Genomic DNA, 18921 nt, shown 5'->3' with positions numbered 1-18921 from the left:
CCCATCACTTGTCGCGCTTACGATACTCCATAGGTGTCATACCATAAGCCTCTTTGAACTGTCTGCTGAAATAAGGGAGATACCGATAGCCTACCTTGCTAGCGATTTCATAGATTTTGCAGGTCGGATCTTTTAAAAGCTTGCCTGCTTGATCCATTCGAAGCTGTGTAAGTACTTCACTGAACGTTTTCCCAGTTTCCTCTTTGAATAGATAGCCCAAATAGTTAGGGGAGAAAGAGAACTGCTGCGCAATATCTTTAAGCGTAAAGTTATCGCTCATTCTGTCCTGCATCGTTTGGATGATTTCTCTAATCAATTTATGGTTCACTGAATCTGATTTACTACGCAGGTACTCAGAGATCTCAAACGTTTTGAGTACGAGCCACGAGCGAATATCACTGATCGTATCGAATTGGTGTAAAACATCTAAACTATGTATCTCCATACCTAAAATTTCAAATAAATCCTCGCTAACATCCTTTAACTGCTGATCCAGCTTCCAAATGATATACATTGCCAGATTATGAATAGTGAATTTGGATCTCAAACTACTTACAGAGCGGAATAACTTGTCGATCTCATCATAAATAAGAACTAGCTCATACTCTTTCACCGCTTTAAACAGCGTATCCATACGGGTATCTAACATACGAGCATCGATCATCCCTGGTTCACTGCTAACGGTCTCATACATTATAAGATTGCCTTTGCCAATAAACATTTTTCCGTCCACAGCTTCCATAGCTTGTCGATAGGAGATATGAATCTGTTCCATAGAAAATGTTGGTTTGCCTACACCTACAGTCATTGTGACTGGAAACTTCGCACGAATCGAGGCGTAAATATCCTCAGTGAACTTTTCCATTTCCTGCTCGTTAATCAATAATGCAATCCGATAGGACGATACCTTGTAGCAATGTGGCATTCCGTGCTTCTGACCTATTCTATTCACTTCATAAAGGAAGTCCTTAGCCATTTGATGTTTAGATAGATTATCCTGTCCTTGAAGCCAGTTGAAGTAGTCAAGCTCCAAGACAGCTACACGAACAGGCCAATTCAGCTTATCCAGACCGTATGACTTCACAAGCGACAACATTCCGGCCTGGCTACCCTCTTCCCCTTCCCATTCCCCTTCGAATAAGCGTATCAACAAATCATTTTTGGCCATTGGAATCATATGCTGATAGGCTTCTTCAACATCACGTCGTTTACGTTCATCGTCTAAATCCTGCCTTACTTTCTGAAGTGCAGCAATGAGTTCGCTATCATCCATTGGCTTAAGGACGTAGCTATACGCCTTTAGTGACAGTGCTTGCTTAACATAGCTAAAATCTTGGTAACCGCTTACAAATATCACGCGTATATCCTTTTTTTTCTCTATAGCAATTCGAGCCAGCTCAAGGCCCGACATATTCGGCATATTCACATCGCTTACGATAATATCAATAACATGCTGATCTAAAATATCGCACGCGGTAAACGCGTTATTTGCTGCCTCTACAACTTCCATACCAAGCTCATTCCAAGGAATAAATTGTCTCATACCTTCTAGATCCAGCATCTCATCGTCTACTAATAATACGTTGTACATCAACAAGTCCCCCTTTGAAATGCATAAATCTGTCCCTGTAAATTCTACCATTACTCTTTCCCAGTATACCATTCATAAATTTGTCTACCAGCCTATAAACAATGAGTCATCGGAATACAACGTAAAAACGAAGGCTTGCCTAGTAGCAAACCTTCGTATTACTAATTATTATTTTCCTAAAGCTTTCTTGTTTTCTGTCCATACTTTTGTAACATAATCAAGGAATTTCTCATAACCAACCTTCATGGAATCATCATGTGCTTTGTCAAGAATGGCTAATGCTTCTGCATCGGTCTTCGCATACATTGATTTCGCTCTAGCAGTTAGCCAGATATCTCTAACGCTTTGTCTGATAATACCTTCTTCACTGTCTGGAGCCGGATCCCAGTTTAGGAACTCCGTAAAGTCGCCTTGTGAAGCCCACGTTACTTCCATCTGCCAACGGTTACTAAAGTCGATCTTATCAGCTGGAAGGGTTTGCAACATCATTTTCTTCGTATTATCCAAGAAAACCGTGTTTCCTACCCAAACCAAGTCACCAGCCTTACCGCTGATTTCAGACAATGCTTCTGGCTCATTTAGATATTTATCTTTATTAAATTTAGGAGTAAGTCCATCTGCTTCAAAGCCATCCCAGTAAGCGTCTGGTCCTGGAGGGCCCCAGTTCAGAACCATAGAACCTTCTGCACCTGTCATCCAATCAAGCATTGCGAATACAGCTTCTGGATTTTTAGCGTTTTTAGTGATTGTAGCCACGTTCCAGCCTAACTGATTGTACGTTCCCGGAGTGATTTTACTTTGATCTAAGCCCGGTTTGTAGATTGGTTTAATAAACATATAACCATCTTCCGGATTTTTCTTCTTCATCTCTTCATCAGCAGTAGCGAGCAACTTCATCGGATCGAATGTCGCAATCACAGCGAACTTGCCGTTCATCGCTTTCTCTCTGATTTGGTCTTCTGTTTGGGTATTCGCATCCTGTGTCATAAGCTTCTCACGCATTAATTTAGCACCAAAGACAACGGACTCACGGAACCCTTCATCTTTGTAAATGGAAGCCATTTTGTCGCCATCAGGTACAGCATATATTCTAGTATACGAAAGGTTATTCTCTTTAAAAGAGGAGAACAACTGGTCAATACCGTTACCATCTTTCGCTAAGCCAGTCTCAAACGGAATAACATCTGGGAACTTCGCTTTAACAGCATTTAAGTAAGCATACAAATCATCCGTAGTCTCTAGCTTAGGAGAACCGAGTTCTTTGTAAATTTTCTTATTGATCGCATAACCGGCATTACCGTTTGGCTGTGTTGTATAATAATTCGGCAGCTGATAGATTTTACCATCAGGAGAACGAAGCAATTCCAAATGTCCAGCTGTTAAGTACTTTTTAAAGTTTGGATATTTATCAATGTATTCATCCAAAGGAACTAGCATATCCGCTTGACGAAGACGCTCTACGTCAGCACCTTTCTCAGTCCATACAATATCCGGTAGCTCATTACCAACGATCATCGTTTGCAGCTTCTGAGCATTATTACCACCAGAGCTAATTCCAGTGACATTGATTTTCAAATTATCTAAAATCCATTTAGAAGCAGCATCTTTGCCCCATTTCGGCATTTGATACCAGCCGTAGTTTCCGTAGAATGATACTTCAAGCGGTTCTTTCCCTAACTCATACAAATCAGCCGCTGGAGCTTCAGTTGCTGTGTTAACCGCTGTTCCTCCTTCTTTCACTGGTTCAGCAGTTGCAGCTGGAGCGCTTGAATTGTTGCCACCACAACCCGCCACCACAGTCGACAATAGCAAGGTAGACAACGTTCCGAGAAGCATCTTTCTCTTAGTCTTCAATGTATTTTCCCCTTTCAATTTGTAATCTATGTTCAAAGCAATACGCTCTAAACCCCATCTCATTCTATCATCCTACTCTTTCAATGATCCGACCAAGACACCTTTAACGAAGAATCTTTGTAGGAATGGGTATACACATACAATCGGAATGGTTGCAACCATGATCGTAGCCATCGTTAATGACTTCGACGTTATTTTCTTGGCTGAGTTAATATGAGCAATGGAACTTGCATCTACATTAGACAGCTGTTCTGAAGCAATATTAGAGAACAATATCTGTCTCAAGATGGTCTGAATCGGCATTAACTCCTCTTTCGTAATGTAAATACTCGCTACGAACCACTCATTCCAGTGATTGACTGCTGTGAACAATGATAATGTTGCGATGACTGGCCCTGACAAGGGAAGTACGATTCGGAGAAAAGTTCCCCAGTATCCGCAGCCATCAATCTTTGCTGACTCCTCTAAACCTTGCGGAAGACCTTGGAAAAAGGTCCGGAATATGATCATATTCCATACGCTGACAAGTGCAGGAATAATAAACACCCAAAATGAGTTGAAGAGGCCTAAACTTCTGATAAGCATGTATGACGGAATGAGTCCCCCGCCGAAATACATTGTAATGATACACATAATCATGTAGTATTTGCGACCCATTAGTTCGCGCTTCGACATCCCATAAGCAAATATCGAAGTGGCCAATATCGCTGTTACTGTACCAATTACCGTCCGCAATGTTGCAATGACGAATCCACCCATTAAACGAGAATCTTCAAATACGATCTTATAATTCTCAAGCGTGAACTCACGGACCCAGAAAGTAATTCCGCCTTTGGAAGTATCCATCCCCTCATTAAAAGAAATCACAAGTGAATTCCAAAATGGATAAAACGCGGAGAATGCCAGTAAGGTCAAGAATACATATATGAAGCCAATAAACAATCGGTCTCCTATGTTAGTACGTTTCATAATTCAGTCCCCCTATATTGAGTAATTCATTACCACAAGCTGTTTCCCGCTCTTCTGGCAATGAAATTTGCAAAGGTAAGTAATGTCACACTGATAACGGCCTTGAACAATCCGATAGCAGTCGCATAGGAGTACCTGAAGTTATCTATACCGACACGTACAACATATACATCAACTGAATCTGATACCTCTCGTAGAGCCGGATTGGAAGCAAGGATCAAAATATCTTCAAATCCTGCATTCACCAGATTACCGATTGCCAGAATCATAAAGATGATCACAACTGGCATAATGGAAGGCAACGTAATCAAATATATCTGTTTAAAGCGACTCGCACCATCCATCGAAGCAGCTTCGTATAAGTGCGGATCAATACCAGCAATGGCAGCTAAGTAAACGATCGAGGCAAATCCAATTTCCTTCCACACATTGGTTGTAACTAAAATGCCCCAGAAATATTCGGTCATAGACAGGAAGTTAATCGGTTCATCGATAAATCTCAATTTCTCAAGCAGCATATTTATACTGCCATTATCTACGGATAGCATCGAGGTAACCATCGAGCCGATAACCACCCACGATAAGAAGTGAGGCAAGTATGTAACGGTCTGAATAACCCGTTTAAAGAACATCTTACGAACTTCGTTCAGCATTAACGCCAAAATAATCGGTGCAGGAAATCCAAAACAGAACTTCAGTAAGCTGATTATGATTGTATTTTTCATAACCACTTCAAATTCAGGAGCATTAAAGAAGTAAATAAAGTGCTTTAATCCAACCCAATCACTGCTAATAAAGCTATTACCTAACTTGTAATCTTGAAAAGCGATTAGAATACCGTACATGGGGATATAGGCAAAAATAAAAACTAAAACAAGTGCTGGCAATACCATAAGCTGCAGATCTATTTGCTTAAAAAAGCGTCTTATCCCGCTGGTCCGATGCTTGCCGAGATTCGGTCTTGATGTCTTGTCTGGTGCGACGCTTGCGTTCGCCATATGTAAGTCCTCCTAAACCTAGATTCTTATAAATAAAGCATCTTTCATGGCTTTCTCTCTTTTTGCAGCCTTGGTTCTCCTCTACTCTCCCTCCGTTGATTTGCTATCTTATGAATTAATCTTAATATCTAAGCGCTTTCAAAGGTATATGACAAAACAACTATTATTGATACTTTGACACTTTCTTGAAATAGCTCGTCCAATTTAATAAAAGCATAATTTAAAAAAGCCCTATGCAGAGATATCTGCATAGGGCTTTTTCATCAATTCGTTAGAGCATTCAATATGTTATCACTTATCTTGTCTGTAATTACTCTTTGGATCTTTCCATCATCTAGATAAACAATAGAAGGAACTGAATCTATTCCTAGCTTGGCAGCAAGTCCGGGTGACTTATATACATCTACCTTTGTGACCCTGATCTCAGTATGGGATTGTTCAAACGCCTCAAAGAGTGGTAATAGCTCCCGGCAAGAAGGATCAGTTGCATTCCATAAATAAACAACGGATGGTTTTCCTTGATTTAGAATTTGATGCTCATAGGTCTCACATTCAGAGATATACTTCTCTGCACCATACCCTGCAATGGCACCATCACCGACAGCTGTAGCCACTTGCTTAAGGAACTTATCACATACATCGCCTGCTGCGAACACACCAGGTATATTTGTTTCCATTTTTTCATTGACTAGGATATATCCATTTCGATTCAACTCAACTACACCTGATAAAATTTCTGTGTTCGGGGTATATCCAATAAATAAGAAACATGAATCAACCTTTACGTTTTGCAGTTCATTAGATTTTAAATTTTTCAGGACGACGGAATTCAAACGTTCCTCACCTTCGAAAGAACTTACCACCGTATTCCACATGAATTCCATTTTAGGGTTTTCTAGTGCCTGCGTTTTGGCAATTTCATTACAATCCATTTTCCCATGATCATGCATAACAGAAACGATTACTTTATCTGCAAACTTGGTCAGAAACATTCCTTCTTCAATAGCTGCATCACCACTGCCAACAACCATAACCGTCTTTCCCGTATTTGCTGCAGCGTCACAGGTTGCACAGAAAGAAATTCCTTTATCATATAAGAACATATCTTCATTAGCTGCCCCGGTAATTCTTGGTTTTCCCCCACTGGCTATAATAATGACCTTGCACTCATAACGAACCCGAAAGGTCTCCACTACCTTAATATCTTCCGCTACCGATACAGATTTTACATCTGTCATTTTAAAATCCACACCAAATTTCTTAGCTTGTTTATGAAATAATTCCATAAGGTCTGTACCGGTCGTTCCTTCAGGAAAACCAGGATAATTTTCTATTTCATTAGTATAAGTGGCAAGACCACCTACCAGTGATTTTTCCAAGAGGAGAGTCTTTAATTTTGCACGTCCACAATAGATTCCCGCTGTTAAACCAGCAGCCCCGCCACCGATAATGACGACATCATACTGTTCTGTCTTCTTTTCCATTCCGTTTGTCCCTCCTGTGAGTCTGTGCCTTAATAAAATAGGCTGACTCTCGTCAGCGCAACAAGCTCAGCCTATTTCACTTTTACATAAAGAATTTGGCTAATAATTTACTGCCTATAAATGCGCCAACCAGCAGGAACAATCCAAATATCCATCCTGAAAGCGATAAAGAAGCTATAGCCGTAAACAATGCACCAATATTACATCCATTAGCCAGTCTAGCTCCGTACCCCATGAGTAATCCACCAAGTACCGCTGCTACAACCTGCTTTTTGGACTTAATTTTCTTCAACTTGAATTCGGAAGCAAACAAAGTCGCTGCTAAAGCACCTAATATTATCCCTAGATTTCGAATCGAACCACCATCATTCAAAAATCCGGAAGATAATGTTTTGTGCTTTTTCCGAACTAAAATATGCCCATTGATCTACATTTCCGCCTGCTAATCGATACAACCAAGCTCCCCAATCTGCAAAAGCGCTAGTTACTCCCCATCCTTTAGAGAAAACAGCCAGATGTGCTGTAGCGAATACAGCGAGAAGTACAGCTCCAGTTACATAAGTAAACGGTTCTTTGAGCAAGCGCTTGTAAAAGCGGTTAGACGATATCTTCAACCAGAATTCGTTCACCGTTTCATTCACCGTCCTTTCCTACTCAGCGATCCTATTTTACCTTCTCAATAACAACTTCCCACTCGCCATCATCAACCTCTTCGATTTCCACATTATGTCCCTGTTTTCTCGCCCATTCTGGAACGTTCTTCATTGCGCAGCTATGATCAATAGCTACTACTAGTACATCACCTACATTGAGTTCAGTCATTTTCTTTTCTGTTCTCATTAACGGAACCGGACAAGCTTCTCCCATGCAATCAAGTGTAAATTCAGCCATTTTAAAAACCACCTTTATATTTTTTTGGAATAACAATAGTGAAAATATTCACGTAATAATCTAAACTAATCTGCGCTTCCCATCTTTTTCTCTTGCCATTTAACAGCTGCAATGTATAACAGAAGAATAATCAGGAACTGAACAACCAGTGCTCCAAGCCAACCAAAGACGTCTGGTAAAAATACAGTTGGTGCATCCTTTATAACGTTAGCTCTCCACCACCCCATATCATGTGATCCCCAAAGTGAACCAATGACAAAAAACACAAGTGAAAGCATCTGCATCGTGAATCCTTCACCTACACGCATCAATGTACCCGAAGCGCATCCACCCGCGATAACCATGCCAATTCCGAATAATACAGCACCAATGATCAAAGCTAAGCTGATCTGACCCACATTGTCCATCCCAGGAATCGGTTTACCTTCCAGGAATGCTGGATACTTAATGGCTGTAAATCCGATCGTAGCGAGAGAAAATGCAATAAGAACCGCTCTTGTAACTGATGTGCTGCCTGTAATACAGGGATCTCTAAGTGATGCAGTAAAGCAGAAACGTGATCTTTGTAAAATAACGCCAAACGAAATACCGAAAAGCAGGTAGACAACCATTTTATCGTGGGAATGGTCTAGGAAAAAACCAAACCCAATAATGAGAGCTGTGACCAGCAACGCGATGGGCAACTGACTCTTTTTAGGTTTTCTAGGAGCTCTGGTTCGGGTTGATCTCGTTTCGGGACTTACGGTTTGCCCCATAGTCTAACACCTCCATCGTTTTTATGTAATTGACTATGTGAAAATAGTAACATACTTATTTGTGCTGTGGTTATCTGCTTTCTTTATGCTGTATAAGTGTTACTAATGGCACAGATGGAGCGTAATCAAGTATGCTATAGTGTGCACTAACAGCGGGCAACAGGAGGAATAGGTATGAATATGGAAACGCTTAAATTATTTTTAGATATCGCATCGTTAAAAAGTATATCTAAAGCCGCTCAGAAATCTCATATCACCCAATCCGCACTTAGTCAGCAGTTGAAATCATGGGAGAATACCCTAGGTTCTGAACTTTTTGTGAGAAGTAATAAAGGCGCTAGCCTAACCGAAGCAGGGATTATTGCGGAGAAGTACGTGGAGCAAATCTGTAAATTGTATGATGATATGATCACAGAAATCAATCATTTACAGCCAACACAACAAGAGCTGTCTATTTATGCAATTCCGGAGGTCTGTAATTATGCTCTCCCTTGTACCTTGTATGAGGTAAAAAAACATTTTCCCAATTGCCATATCACTTTAAATGAAGGGGCATCGTCCTTAGTAGAAGAACGTTTACTTCTTGAAGAAGGTGATATCGGGTTTATTTCCGGTCCCTCTCCAAAATCCGAATTAAGGTCACATATGGTATTTTCAGATCAAGTTATGTTGGTGGCAAGCAATACGACCGTTTGCCCTGATAAAATCACATTGACTGAGCTCCCGAATTATCCTTTAATCTGGTCCTCACAGCTTCATTGTGTGCAAAGAGCTTTGAATGCAGTGTCAGTGGGCGAGCTTAAATTAAATATACTCTTTAATCTAGACTCTCTTGAGGCGGTAAAGCTTGCTGCCATTAGAGGACATGGTCTCGCCTTTCTCCCTTATATGTCCATAAAAAAAGAGTTGTATAGTAAACAACTCAAGATCATTCCTATTGATCAGTTCCAGGTCAATAACGATGTCTACATGATAAAGAAACAAAATCAGCGCTGTGACAACGATACGAAACAATTAGTTCGATATATTGAAAAGACTTTAATAGATACTTTGTGTTGAGCCTAAACCTCAATCGTAATTTCCCATACTCCATTAATCACTTCTTGAATGGAACATTTTAGATTTGAACCACGACAGTAATCCGTGATAGAAACTTTTGCGCAGCTATGATCAGTAACTAGCATTACCTTTTCACCCTTCTGAATGGCTTTTTGATGTTTTTTTAACATCATTACTGGTACTGGGCAGATTTCACCCAGACAATCAATTTCAATCATGAAGCTGCCTCCATTCCTTAGATCATTAAAGTTCTAATAATGACCCAGCATTATTTTCTTCACAATAGGGGTTAAAGCAAGGTTGTTTAGTTGTTTGATTTCTATCCACTGTGCCCCATCAGAGTCTTGTCCGTCTCCATCAGTCTTAAGCTCAAAGTTCACATCTAATAATGAAACATTATATATGATCCCTATATGATGTAACTCTTCTAACTGGGTATCACTGTATGGATAAATTAACGTATAGGAAATGGAATCATGAAGCAATCCTTTTAAACTTGTAATTCCGGTCTCTTCCCGAAACTCCCTCTTAAGGGCCTCATACGGCTCCTCTCCAAACTCAACAGAACCCCCTGGAAAATCCCACTTCCCCGTATGAGGCCCTCTTGCTTTCTTAATTAGTAATACTTTATCGTTCTTCACTAAGACTCCATACACTCCAAGCTGAGTATATTTTATCATCTCCATAAATCTACCTCCCTCACAAACACCGCAGTTCCAGAAATAAACACATCCATTTCACCGGATTCATTTCGATATACTTCTACGTTCACCTTGCCGTCCCTACCCATTTCCAATCCCTGTTCCACATCAAATTGTATCGAGTCCAAATGCGGATTAATATATTTTAAATAAAAAGCCCCCATGACTCCCGATGCTGTACCTGTTACTGGATCTTCAACGGTTCCCGAAAAAGGCGATGAGAAATGTCTGGCATGCATTAAAGCGTGCGGATCAAGCGTTTGGAGTGAAAATGGGTGTACAGATGCTTTTGGAACCTGCGTTAAAATCTCCGGAAACAACGAGTTTGTCGGTTTCATTTTATTAAAGCTATCTATTCTCTTAATCGGGACTAATAGAGTCCATGCGCCAGTACAGCCATAAACAATAGGCAGATCCTCTTCTATCTCGTCAAGGGTTAAACCTATGGCGTGTGCAAGCTTCGCTCTATCGCCGTTAAATTCAATAAACTTCGGTTGATCTTGCTTCATTTTTATTAGTAAGTGATTATTGTTGTCCATACTGAATTGGATGGGTAGCACACCCACGTTTGTTTCGATCTTTATCGAGCTAGCCTCTCCAAGAATACCCTTTGTTTTTAAAGCAAATAAAGATGCCATTGTAGCATGTCCACAAAGATTGATCTCATGGCCTGGCGTAAAATACTTAAGCCTTAAATCAGCTACATCTGATGGGACTACAAAAACTGTTTCGTTAAATCCGACCTTATGAGCTATTGATTGCATTTCACTTTCGCTTAAATGATCAGCTTCTAACACGACTCCCGCAGGATTCCCTTTGTTCGGATAAGGCGAAAAAGCATCATAATGAAGCACTTTGATGTTGTTCACTGGTAAGTCTCCTTTCAATTTATTTCAGTAAAGCTTGATAACTTCACGTAGTGAGAAACTCAGCAGTAAAAATTTCTATTTCTCTTAAAACTTCTTGGGGGTTAGATATCGCATTACATATATAAAAACGTTCTTTATTGTGCTCATAAAATGATTTAATCAAATTAGGCTGCTTGATGATTATTTCATTGAATTCTTTTTTAAGAGCTTCACAATCAATTTCAGGATGAGTATCATGAAGTTCCTTGAGTTCAAAAGCAATGACATCTTTTTTACACTGGATTATTTCACAGACCACATCTTTTGCATATATACCGTGAGTTAATAAGATTCTCAATGCCGAAAGGTCATTGGCTTTTTCCTGTGAAATCTTAATTAATTCTGCTTGTATCTGTACGACTTGTACCGTATTCCAATGATTAATTAATACTTCAAAAATCCAGTACACCCATTCTTGATCATCGCTGTGTTGATTTAGTACATCTTTTACATATGGAATCATCGGATCCCCTATTTCAAGTAAAAAAACAGCTATTTCCCCCGCACCTGGCCAATTCCTATCTTGTATCCATTCAAGTAAACCCGGCAATATGCTTTTCACACGTGGATATCCTAAACGTATGACTGTTTCAGCCGCTCCATCCCAATAGTCTTTTGATATAGGTTGTACTAATAAATGCAAATCTTCATCCTTTATGTATTGTAGCTTATTAATTGCATCTTTCTTTTCTTCTTCGGGTGTGTCCCATGATAATTTTTTGATTAGACTAGATACTTCTTCCACTAGATTCACCCTTCGAACTTGAAATTTCACCTATTAAAATCAGTGCTGTTCACTCTATTGTATTCTTCTACTAACTTGATATATCGATCTTTATCCTCGTTTAACATCCATTCGAATAATCCCTGTATATCTTTAAAAATATATGGTTTTACTTTATATGGAATAGCCTGCAAGGTACTTTCATCTTCAACTAAATGTTCATAAAAGCCAACACAAATAGCATGATGCATATAAGGACTTCGCTTATATTGGTTAAAACACCACTCCGCATAATTATAAATTTTCTCCTGTTCTGACAAATCATTATTTCTATGCGCTTCTATAATTCTATCTCGCAGAAATACCAATAAAGAATAGATAGAATCATCTTTATGATTAAAATGAAACCTGAGATCATAAAACAATTCTTGGGCAATTCTTCTCAATGCACTCATAGTTATCGCTTATTCCTTTCTCTCTACGTAAACCCAAAGAAAAGCAAAAATAATTACACAAACAAAAAATCAAGTACAGAGTTATCTCATTTCACCACGCCGTTCTAGCTACAACACTGCTTTCTTTCGCTTCATTATCCAAGTTATTAATAAGACGATAATCGATGTCCCCAATAAGAAATACATCCAAATCGTTTTTTTAACCAATTCATCATTGGGATAATGGCCTTTATTATAAGCTTTTACAAAGATATCCTCTTGGGTTTTAATAGCAATGTAATCTTTTGGATCGGTATTGATAATTGAGTAGTAGGGCGTACCTTTAGGATAAATATTCGAGAAATTCCCCCTGTACGTGCCTTCCTCATCGGAAAATTTAGTTACATGCCCTATCTTCTTATCGATTTCTTCCGAGGGGATGAGTTCATCGTCTGATATTTCGTAGATGTCACCTGAATAAACAACAAACGAACCGGCCCAATCCGCGGAGACCGCATGCAATGGCAATAAAGCAATTATGGCTAGAATTACAATAATGAATTTCTTCATCTCAACCTCCTAGCTTTGGGATTCGATTGATTTATAGATTGTTTTGAACTCTTCTCCATTATTTAATCCATCAATAAGCCCCACTAAACCTGACTTTCCAACGATTCCAAACCATCTATTAATTTCTGAATGGGCGATCTCATAATTTTCTTTTACATGTGAGGGTTCATAAAAGTCATCTCTACTACTTAGCTCATTTATCTTGTCAAAACTTATAAACTTATCGCTGTTATATCTATAGTCAACTAAGGTAGCCAAACCTTCATCAAACCACACAGGAACCTTATCCTTATTCTTCAACCTCTTTCTTAACTCACTATGCATCAATTCATGGGCGATCACATCCGCGTTAAATCCGTCTGGACCAATAACAATGTAATTTCCCCAACAAGTATAATAAGTCTGGCCCGTTCGATTCTTCTGAGCATACTTCTCAAGAGCGTGTGGAGATTGAACAAAAAGAAGGGTTGGATTGTCTTTCAAATCTTCGAAGAACCCAGAAACTCTCTCTCTCGATTGTTCGAAATCGTTCAAAAGTATCGTTGTTGTGACCTCTGAAATATCTGGTTCTACATAAACATGCTTACCTTGCTTCTCCATACTAGAAAATTCTACCATCATTGCATTAACAGGTTGAGGATTTATCATATAGACTACAATTAGCATCAGAAGTAAAAAGGTAAGAAATGCGGTGATGATTATGGGTTTCTTTGATTTCATATCTCTCACACTAATCATAGTTTTTAATGAAAATCTTAAACGAGCTCTCAATAGCGTCAAAATCAGTCGAGCCAATAATTTGATCCATAACCTTGCCATCAGAGTTCATAAAAAACAACGCAGGAAAAGCTTGTTCACCAAAATGTTTATGGAGATCGCCTGTTTCATCTAGGAGAACGGGATAATTAATGTTGTGATCCTCCACATATTGTTTTACTTCAGAAAGATCATCTTGATAAAGCAAATTGATTCCGTATATGTTCACTCTATTTTTATATTTCTCATACAATGAGACAATCTTAGGAGCGTCGTCATTACAATAGGGACACCATGAGGTAAAAAATACGAATACAGTGGCTTTCTCCGAGAAGTTCACTTGTATTTTGTTACCGTTCGACAACTCTTTTAGTTCAATGTTCTCAGGACTCCTGATGGATTTGGAAGAGTTGTTTACCACGACAAATATAATCGAGCTTAATGCAATCAATAATATAAATGCGCTTACAATAATAGATGTTTTCTTCAAAAATAATCCGTCCTTTACTAATCTATTCATCCACTGCTATACATTCTCTTCCACTAATCCTATATCCTCCATATTGATCTTGACAGCTCAAAACAGCCCCTGCTTCAGAGATTTCTCTTAGATGGGGGCTTTATTTATACTTCCTTAGTTACATTGAGCTTTTTCCATTTACGAATCTTCGAACGAAAAGTCTTGAACGGTGCAACGGAATTGATATGAATCCATTTGATCATAGGCCATCTCGGATTGTTTCCTGTCCATTTCCGCACGCCTTGCGTAAAAAGTTCTTCATCACTTAAAGAATCAATCCAGCTCTGCCACTGATGTTCTGTCTCTTGAAATAAAGATCTTAACTCGTCTAATGAGTAGGCAGCATATGTATGATAAAACGATTGATATAATCCGCCAAGCTGATTCCATTTATAATCCGGTGAAGGTGTAATAACGGTTATTCCTGCTTTTTCATCCTTATCCCATTTCATAACAAGATTCAACCAGCCCAATTGATAGGCAAGGATTTCTGCTGGAGTACGATCGACGCCTTCCATACGAGTGTCTTTTTGAGCATTCTCAATGCCCTCAAATTCTAGATCGAGAGATAGATAGGCAGTATGTATAGCATTTTTCAATACTTCTTTAGATGGGTAGTCGTGTGTAGACATCATAATTCTCTCTGACTCCTCTCTTATCAACATAAATCACCTTAAAAACCAATCATCCACCTTTAGCTCTTATAAAGTTATATTCTCACCCACAACAATACACTTACTGTCACTACCATGCCCGATCTCGTTCGTCTTCACGATAGGAATCCCGCTGATTTCCTTCAAGTACGCTTCTACGATTGAAAATTCATTATAGCTCTCAAGCTCAGTAAACGACCCAAGAATCACTCCAGCACATTTATCAAAAGTTCTAACTTGCTGAAGCTGAGCAAGTAAGGAGACGATTTTGTTAGCTCTGCCACTTAAACTCTCTAAGAATAAAATCTTGTTCGAAGGGTCTGGAAAATAACTTGTTCCTGCCAGCTTCATAAAACATCGAATATTGCCGCCAATTACAATCCCACTCATCTGGTTCCCACGGACCCAATGAAAGTCGAAATCGTAAAGATCGTTATGTCCTTCGAAAAATGTTCGATAAAAAGCAGCTTGCTGCTCCGCCCCATCAGAAGATACGAGATTCATCAACTGATAGTGATAGGATTTCGAATTACTTTGTGTATGTAAAGCGTTTAAAATAACGGACAAGTCACTCATTCCGAAAAAAGGCTTCGAATGCAATCGAATATTATCGTAGTCGATATATTCCAAGATCTGGTTCGCGGAATCCCCACCTGAAATATCAAAAATCGCAAAAATTTCATCATTATTAAATAGACAATTCAACTCCGTTGCTCTTTCCTTAGGATTGCCACTGAAATAACCATCTCTTCTAAACAAGGTGTTAGACATCACTACCTCTAGACCAACCGAGTTCAGAATTCTAATTAATTCTTCTACTTTAGGCAGGTTCTCCACTCTCACACCATCAGAACAAGCGATAAGTCCTACTTTATTCCCTGAAGTGAGTTTTAAAGCTTTGCTCATCTTAGTTAATCCTTTCATTTCTAATATAACCGATTCTCATAGCTATCCTTTAATCCCTTTGATACATCCTCTTGAGAAATCCCAAGCTCTTTTGCATGTTCTGCTATGATAACCGAAGGTTTAGGCAGCTCTGCTTTCAATGGCCAATACGTATCATCCCATAGATGTGATCTTTTAAAAGCTTTAGCACAATGCATATAACACTCTTCCACTTCAACGGCAATGCCCAATTTCGGCAGTTTACCTTGAGCCTCCATATGAACCATTATTTCTTGATCTTTGATAATCCTTGCATGTCCATTTATTCTTAAGGTTTCTTCAAGACCGGGAATAATAAATATCAAACCCACTTTTGAATTTAAAAGGATGTTACGCAAAGAATCAAACCGTCGATTACCAGGTCGCTCAGGAATCACTAAATGTTTGTCGTCTAACACATATACAAAACCTGCAGCATCCCCACGCGGAGATACATCACAATTGCCAGCTGAATCACTTGTTGCTATAAAGAGTAACGGTGATTTGGATATATAATCTCGGCAATGATGATCGATGAAGGTTATACTCTTGTTGTTTACCAATTCACTGGGATACCCATACATTGACCTTAACTCTTCTTCAGAGTCTATAACTTCTTTGAAAATATTATGGTTCATCTTTCTCCCCCTACTTACGCAGTTTAAAAACCAAAAAATCGCTGCAGCGAAAATCCTCCTCAAAAGTCGGATACTTCTCAAGCATTTCAGCAGATGGCTTCGGCTCGATCATTTCATTAATTTGAAAGCCAGCCCGTACAATCGTATTTACATAACTGGATAACGTCCTATGAAAAATCAGAAACTTTTCCTCTTGATCAATTGGGAAGTTCTGATTATAAGTGCCCTCGTAAAAATAATTATCTACTTTCCAAAAAAGCTTCTCTCCAGTATCCGACTTCACCCATCCGCTACCAGGGGTTACAAAACAAGGATGTGGAATTGAGAATATAAACGTCCCACCATCAACTAACAACCGATACATTTCATGAATCGCTGTCTCATAATCAGATAAGTCATGAATCACCATGTTAGAAACAATGAGATCATAACTCTCATTCTGGAGAAAGCTGAGATCTTCACAATTGCCATGATGGAAGTTTATCTTTAATTCCTCTGGTGATTTACTCTTAGCTATCGTTATCATGTTCTGCGAGTAATCAACGCCAGTGACTGAGGCACCTGCCCTAGCTAACATTCTGCTTAAATATCCTTCACCACAGCCTGCATCTAGCACCTTCTTATTTTCAACAGAACCCATGAGACTGAATAAAGCTGGATTCAAAAAAATTTCTCGATGGATATCCCCATTTTCGCCGTACGAAGTTGAGATTAGTTCTGCGTATTTATCCCATCTTTTTATGGCTTCTTTACTGCCCAATTCATCATTCATTTGATCACCTCTAAATTTCTGAAATAATCCATTTTACTGTCGATAAATCCATTGTCAAAGTCAGCTGCACCGATAAGCTCACCTTCACTGAAACATAAAGCAAATAACCAAAGCTGTCTAAGCGCAACGAACATAGGAACAGCACTAATATCATTGTCACTGAGATTTCTTAAACTTTTATATCCATTTAAAAATGCTGCCCATAACCGTTCTACTTCATCTTTATCGTGGCCACTATGAATCTCTCTTGCCAATCTAAACTCTGCGATATCATAGGCTCTCCATCCGTAACCACAAATATCGAAATCATAATGAGTTAATTTCCCTTCGTCCGTGAAAGTCACATTCGTATTCCCATGCAAATCGCCATGGCAGATGCCCCAGTCGAGCCCCGCTTCCAGATGTACTTCAATCTGCGCTTTTAATTGTATGGCCAGGTCATACAGGAATTGATAATCCTCTTGTCGATGGCTCATGTGCAGTTTGATCGTATGAAGCGGTTCCTCAATTAAATGTTCAAAATCAAGCTTACCTCTTACATGTTCACTCTTAAAGTTGTCCGTAGCTGTGTGGATTTGTGCAACTGACTGACCAAATGAATAGCTGTCTTCTACAGCATGAATAGGCTTTTCATTTCCTACAGCAAAACTAAACATAACGCCATACTTCACACCCTCAGGCACCAAAAATTCATTAAATATGATCCCATCTTTTCGAGGAATAGGAATGGAGACGTTTACACCTTTTTCGTGCAAATCGTTCAACAATTCTAATTCAAAATCAATCTCCGATCTACTCCGTCTATCCGCACGATAAACACGAAAGATGTATTTTTCCAATGCCGTTTCTAAAATGTATGTATCGTTCATGCCTCTAAGAAAATACTGCAGCTGTACTGGTTCTGGAATCTCATAATGCTCTTTAATATGTAATAATAATGCGTCTGTTGCCAACAGTGAGTATGTAATAGGAAAAAAACTCAAGTGTATCCCATCCCTTTAGGTTATTGATAGTAATACTTACACCATACCATATTTAGGGAATTGAATCATTTCCTTCTTGAAGCTGTGAAACTAATGTATGGTAATATAAGTATAATAATACAGAATCAATTACATGGAGGTGTTCGAATGCGTAAATCACCGTTGATATTGAGTATGATTTTATTATCCCTAACGTTAATTATGGGCTGTAGTTCAGAAGTGGATGATGCCACTAAAGCCGCTGAGAAGTACAAAAATGTTGAATATACCATTAAGGTTTCTGATGACTTATTTTCTGAGGAATCCATTCTAGCCCGAAATGAAGAAATGAAACCGTACTTTACTGAATACTATACCGAAAAAGCTATAGGAAGCCGAATCACAACTATCCCTTTTCAAATCGCTAATAAACAAAAGCTTTCTTTAAAACCAGATAATCTAAAGTTCACCCTTTCCGAACAAAAGAAAAATATTGTTGAGTTAAAATATACTTGTGATCTTGTTATGTTGGATAAGGATGACAAAGAAAGTAAACGTGTCCCTTTGGAGGGAATACTGACTATGTTTGATGTGGATGGTCAATGGTTAGTGCAAGGAGATCGTTTTGACTCGGAGGCTTTAATGAAATTGATTTATGACTAATCACCCTTCATATACCATATTATTACTGGAACATATTGTCTAACAATAGTAATATTAATTTCCAGTACATAGTAATATGATAAGGAGCTAATGAG

The 18921-nt window shown here is 38.9% G+C and carries 24 protein-coding genes; 2 read left to right on the top strand and 22 right to left on the bottom strand.

What is annotated here, in order from left to right; translation table 11 throughout:
- Positions 1-4 precede the first annotated feature (4 nt).
- The 9 genes from MKY19_RS13500 to MKY19_RS13460 all read right to left on the bottom strand — a co-directional run bounded on the left by MKY19_RS13500 (position 5) and on the right by MKY19_RS13460 (position 8542).
- The gene (locus MKY19_RS13500) at positions 5-1591 is read right to left on the bottom strand and encodes a response regulator (protein WP_042187852.1); all 1587 of its coding nucleotides are present in this window, start codon (positions 1589-1591) and stop codon (positions 5-7) included.
- 168 nt (positions 1592-1759) lie between these two features.
- Positions 1760-3445 carry an extracellular solute-binding protein gene (locus MKY19_RS13495; protein ID WP_052404491.1) on the bottom strand — a complete coding sequence of 562 codons (1686 nt, stop codon included), beginning with the start codon at positions 3443-3445 and terminating at the stop codon, positions 1760-1762.
- A 72-nt stretch (positions 3446-3517) separates the two neighbouring features.
- Positions 3518-4414 carry a carbohydrate ABC transporter permease gene (locus tag MKY19_RS13490; RefSeq protein ID WP_042127373.1) on the bottom strand — a complete coding sequence of 299 codons (897 nt, stop codon included), beginning with the start codon at positions 4412-4414 and terminating at the stop codon, positions 3518-3520.
- Between the two features lie 29 nt (positions 4415-4443).
- Positions 4444-5412: an ABC transporter permease subunit gene (locus MKY19_RS13485; RefSeq protein ID WP_042127372.1), complete on the bottom strand. Its 969-nt coding sequence runs from the start codon at positions 5410-5412 to the stop codon at positions 4444-4446.
- A gap of 263 nt (positions 5413-5675) precedes the next feature.
- Positions 5676-6896, bottom strand: coding sequence for an FAD-dependent oxidoreductase (locus MKY19_RS13480; protein ID WP_339271012.1), 1221 nt, complete (start codon positions 6894-6896; stop codon positions 5676-5678).
- An 82-nt stretch (positions 6897-6978) separates the two neighbouring features.
- Positions 6979-7269 carry a YeeE/YedE thiosulfate transporter family protein gene (locus tag MKY19_RS13475; RefSeq protein WP_339803502.1) on the bottom strand — a complete coding sequence of 97 codons (291 nt, stop codon included), beginning with the start codon at positions 7267-7269 and terminating at the stop codon, positions 6979-6981.
- Positions 7262-7525, bottom strand: coding sequence for a hypothetical protein (locus MKY19_RS13470; RefSeq protein ID WP_339803499.1), 264 nt, complete (start codon positions 7523-7525; stop codon positions 7262-7264). Before MKY19_RS13470 ends, MKY19_RS13475 begins: the two co-directional genes overlap by 8 nt.
- A 34-nt stretch (positions 7526-7559) precedes the next feature.
- On the bottom strand, positions 7560-7787 hold the full coding sequence (locus MKY19_RS13465) for a sulfurtransferase TusA family protein (RefSeq protein WP_036678256.1): 228 nt from the start codon (positions 7785-7787) through the stop codon (positions 7560-7562).
- A gap of 65 nt (positions 7788-7852) precedes the next feature.
- Positions 7853-8542, bottom strand: a complete 690-nt coding sequence (locus tag MKY19_RS13460; protein ID WP_042187846.1) for a YeeE/YedE thiosulfate transporter family protein — start codon at positions 8540-8542, stop codon at positions 7853-7855.
- 174 nt (positions 8543-8716) lie between these two features.
- On the opposite strand from MKY19_RS13460, the gene MKY19_RS13455 reads away from it, so the two are divergent.
- A complete protein-coding gene (locus tag MKY19_RS13455) occupies positions 8717-9601 on the top strand; it encodes a LysR family transcriptional regulator (RefSeq protein WP_339803495.1) in 885 nt (294 codons plus the stop codon).
- 2 nt (positions 9602-9603) lie between these two features.
- Here MKY19_RS13455 and MKY19_RS13450 read toward each other — a convergent pair whose 3' ends face one another.
- The 13 genes from MKY19_RS13450 to MKY19_RS13390 all read right to left on the bottom strand — a co-directional run bounded on the left by MKY19_RS13450 (position 9604) and on the right by MKY19_RS13390 (position 18184).
- On the bottom strand, positions 9604-9819 hold the full coding sequence (locus tag MKY19_RS13450; protein WP_042187842.1) for a sulfurtransferase TusA family protein: 216 nt from the start codon (positions 9817-9819) through the stop codon (positions 9604-9606).
- Between the two features lie 33 nt (positions 9820-9852).
- Positions 9853-10287 carry an NUDIX hydrolase gene (locus tag MKY19_RS13445; RefSeq protein ID WP_339803492.1) on the bottom strand — a complete coding sequence of 145 codons (435 nt, stop codon included), beginning with the start codon at positions 10285-10287 and terminating at the stop codon, positions 9853-9855.
- Positions 10278-11171 carry a PhzF family phenazine biosynthesis isomerase gene (locus MKY19_RS13440; protein ID WP_339803489.1) on the bottom strand — a complete coding sequence of 298 codons (894 nt, stop codon included), beginning with the start codon at positions 11169-11171 and terminating at the stop codon, positions 10278-10280. Before MKY19_RS13440 ends, MKY19_RS13445 begins: the two co-directional genes overlap by 10 nt.
- 43 nt (positions 11172-11214) lie before the next feature.
- Positions 11215-11985 (bottom strand): DUF5071 domain-containing protein, encoded by a 771-nt coding sequence (locus MKY19_RS13435; RefSeq protein WP_339803486.1) that lies wholly within the window; start codon positions 11983-11985, stop codon positions 11215-11217.
- Positions 11982-12389, bottom strand: coding sequence for a hypothetical protein (locus tag MKY19_RS13430; RefSeq protein ID WP_339803483.1), 408 nt, complete (start codon positions 12387-12389; stop codon positions 11982-11984). The genes MKY19_RS13435 and MKY19_RS13430 overlap by 4 nt, the downstream gene beginning before the upstream one ends.
- 108 nt (positions 12390-12497) lie before the next feature.
- Positions 12498-12938: a hypothetical protein gene (locus tag MKY19_RS13425; RefSeq protein ID WP_339803480.1), complete on the bottom strand. Its 441-nt coding sequence runs from the start codon at positions 12936-12938 to the stop codon at positions 12498-12500.
- 9 nt (positions 12939-12947) lie between these two features.
- On the bottom strand, positions 12948-13538 hold the full coding sequence (locus tag MKY19_RS13420; RefSeq protein WP_339803477.1) for a hypothetical protein: 591 nt from the start codon (positions 13536-13538) through the stop codon (positions 12948-12950).
- A gap of 130 nt (positions 13539-13668) precedes the next feature.
- Complete coding sequence (locus MKY19_RS13415; protein WP_339803474.1) at positions 13669-14214, bottom strand: TlpA disulfide reductase family protein; 546 nt, start codon at positions 14212-14214, stop codon at positions 13669-13671.
- Positions 14215-14318: 104 nt separating this feature from the next.
- Complete coding sequence (locus MKY19_RS13410; RefSeq protein ID WP_339804293.1) at positions 14319-14846, bottom strand: ClbS/DfsB family four-helix bundle protein; 528 nt, start codon at positions 14844-14846, stop codon at positions 14319-14321.
- A 69-nt stretch (positions 14847-14915) separates the two neighbouring features.
- Positions 14916-15791 carry a S66 peptidase family protein gene (locus tag MKY19_RS13405; RefSeq protein ID WP_339803471.1) on the bottom strand — a complete coding sequence of 292 codons (876 nt, stop codon included), beginning with the start codon at positions 15789-15791 and terminating at the stop codon, positions 14916-14918.
- A 2-nt stretch (positions 15792-15793) separates the two neighbouring features.
- On the bottom strand, positions 15794-16429 hold the full coding sequence (locus tag MKY19_RS13400) for a pyridoxamine 5'-phosphate oxidase family protein (protein ID WP_042187839.1): 636 nt from the start codon (positions 16427-16429) through the stop codon (positions 15794-15796).
- A 10-nt stretch (positions 16430-16439) separates the two neighbouring features.
- Positions 16440-17201, bottom strand: coding sequence for a class I SAM-dependent methyltransferase (locus MKY19_RS13395; protein WP_339803469.1), 762 nt, complete (start codon positions 17199-17201; stop codon positions 16440-16442).
- Positions 17198-18184 (bottom strand): phosphotransferase, encoded by a 987-nt coding sequence (locus MKY19_RS13390; RefSeq protein ID WP_339803466.1) that lies wholly within the window; start codon positions 18182-18184, stop codon positions 17198-17200. Before MKY19_RS13390 ends, MKY19_RS13395 begins: the two co-directional genes overlap by 4 nt.
- A 147-nt stretch (positions 18185-18331) precedes the next feature.
- On the opposite strand from MKY19_RS13390, the gene MKY19_RS13385 reads away from it, so the two are divergent.
- Positions 18332-18826: a hypothetical protein gene (locus MKY19_RS13385; RefSeq protein ID WP_042187835.1), complete on the top strand. Its 495-nt coding sequence runs from the start codon at positions 18332-18334 to the stop codon at positions 18824-18826.
- Positions 18827-18921 lie beyond the last annotated feature (95 nt).

The organism is Paenibacillus sp. FSL R5-0744 (assembly GCF_037972555.1).
In the GTDB taxonomy this organism is placed as follows: Bacteria; Bacillota; Bacilli; order Paenibacillales; family Paenibacillaceae; genus Paenibacillus_AQ.
The sequence above is the reverse complement of the archived record's forward strand: the minus strand, read 5'-3'. Positions and strand labels throughout refer to the sequence as shown.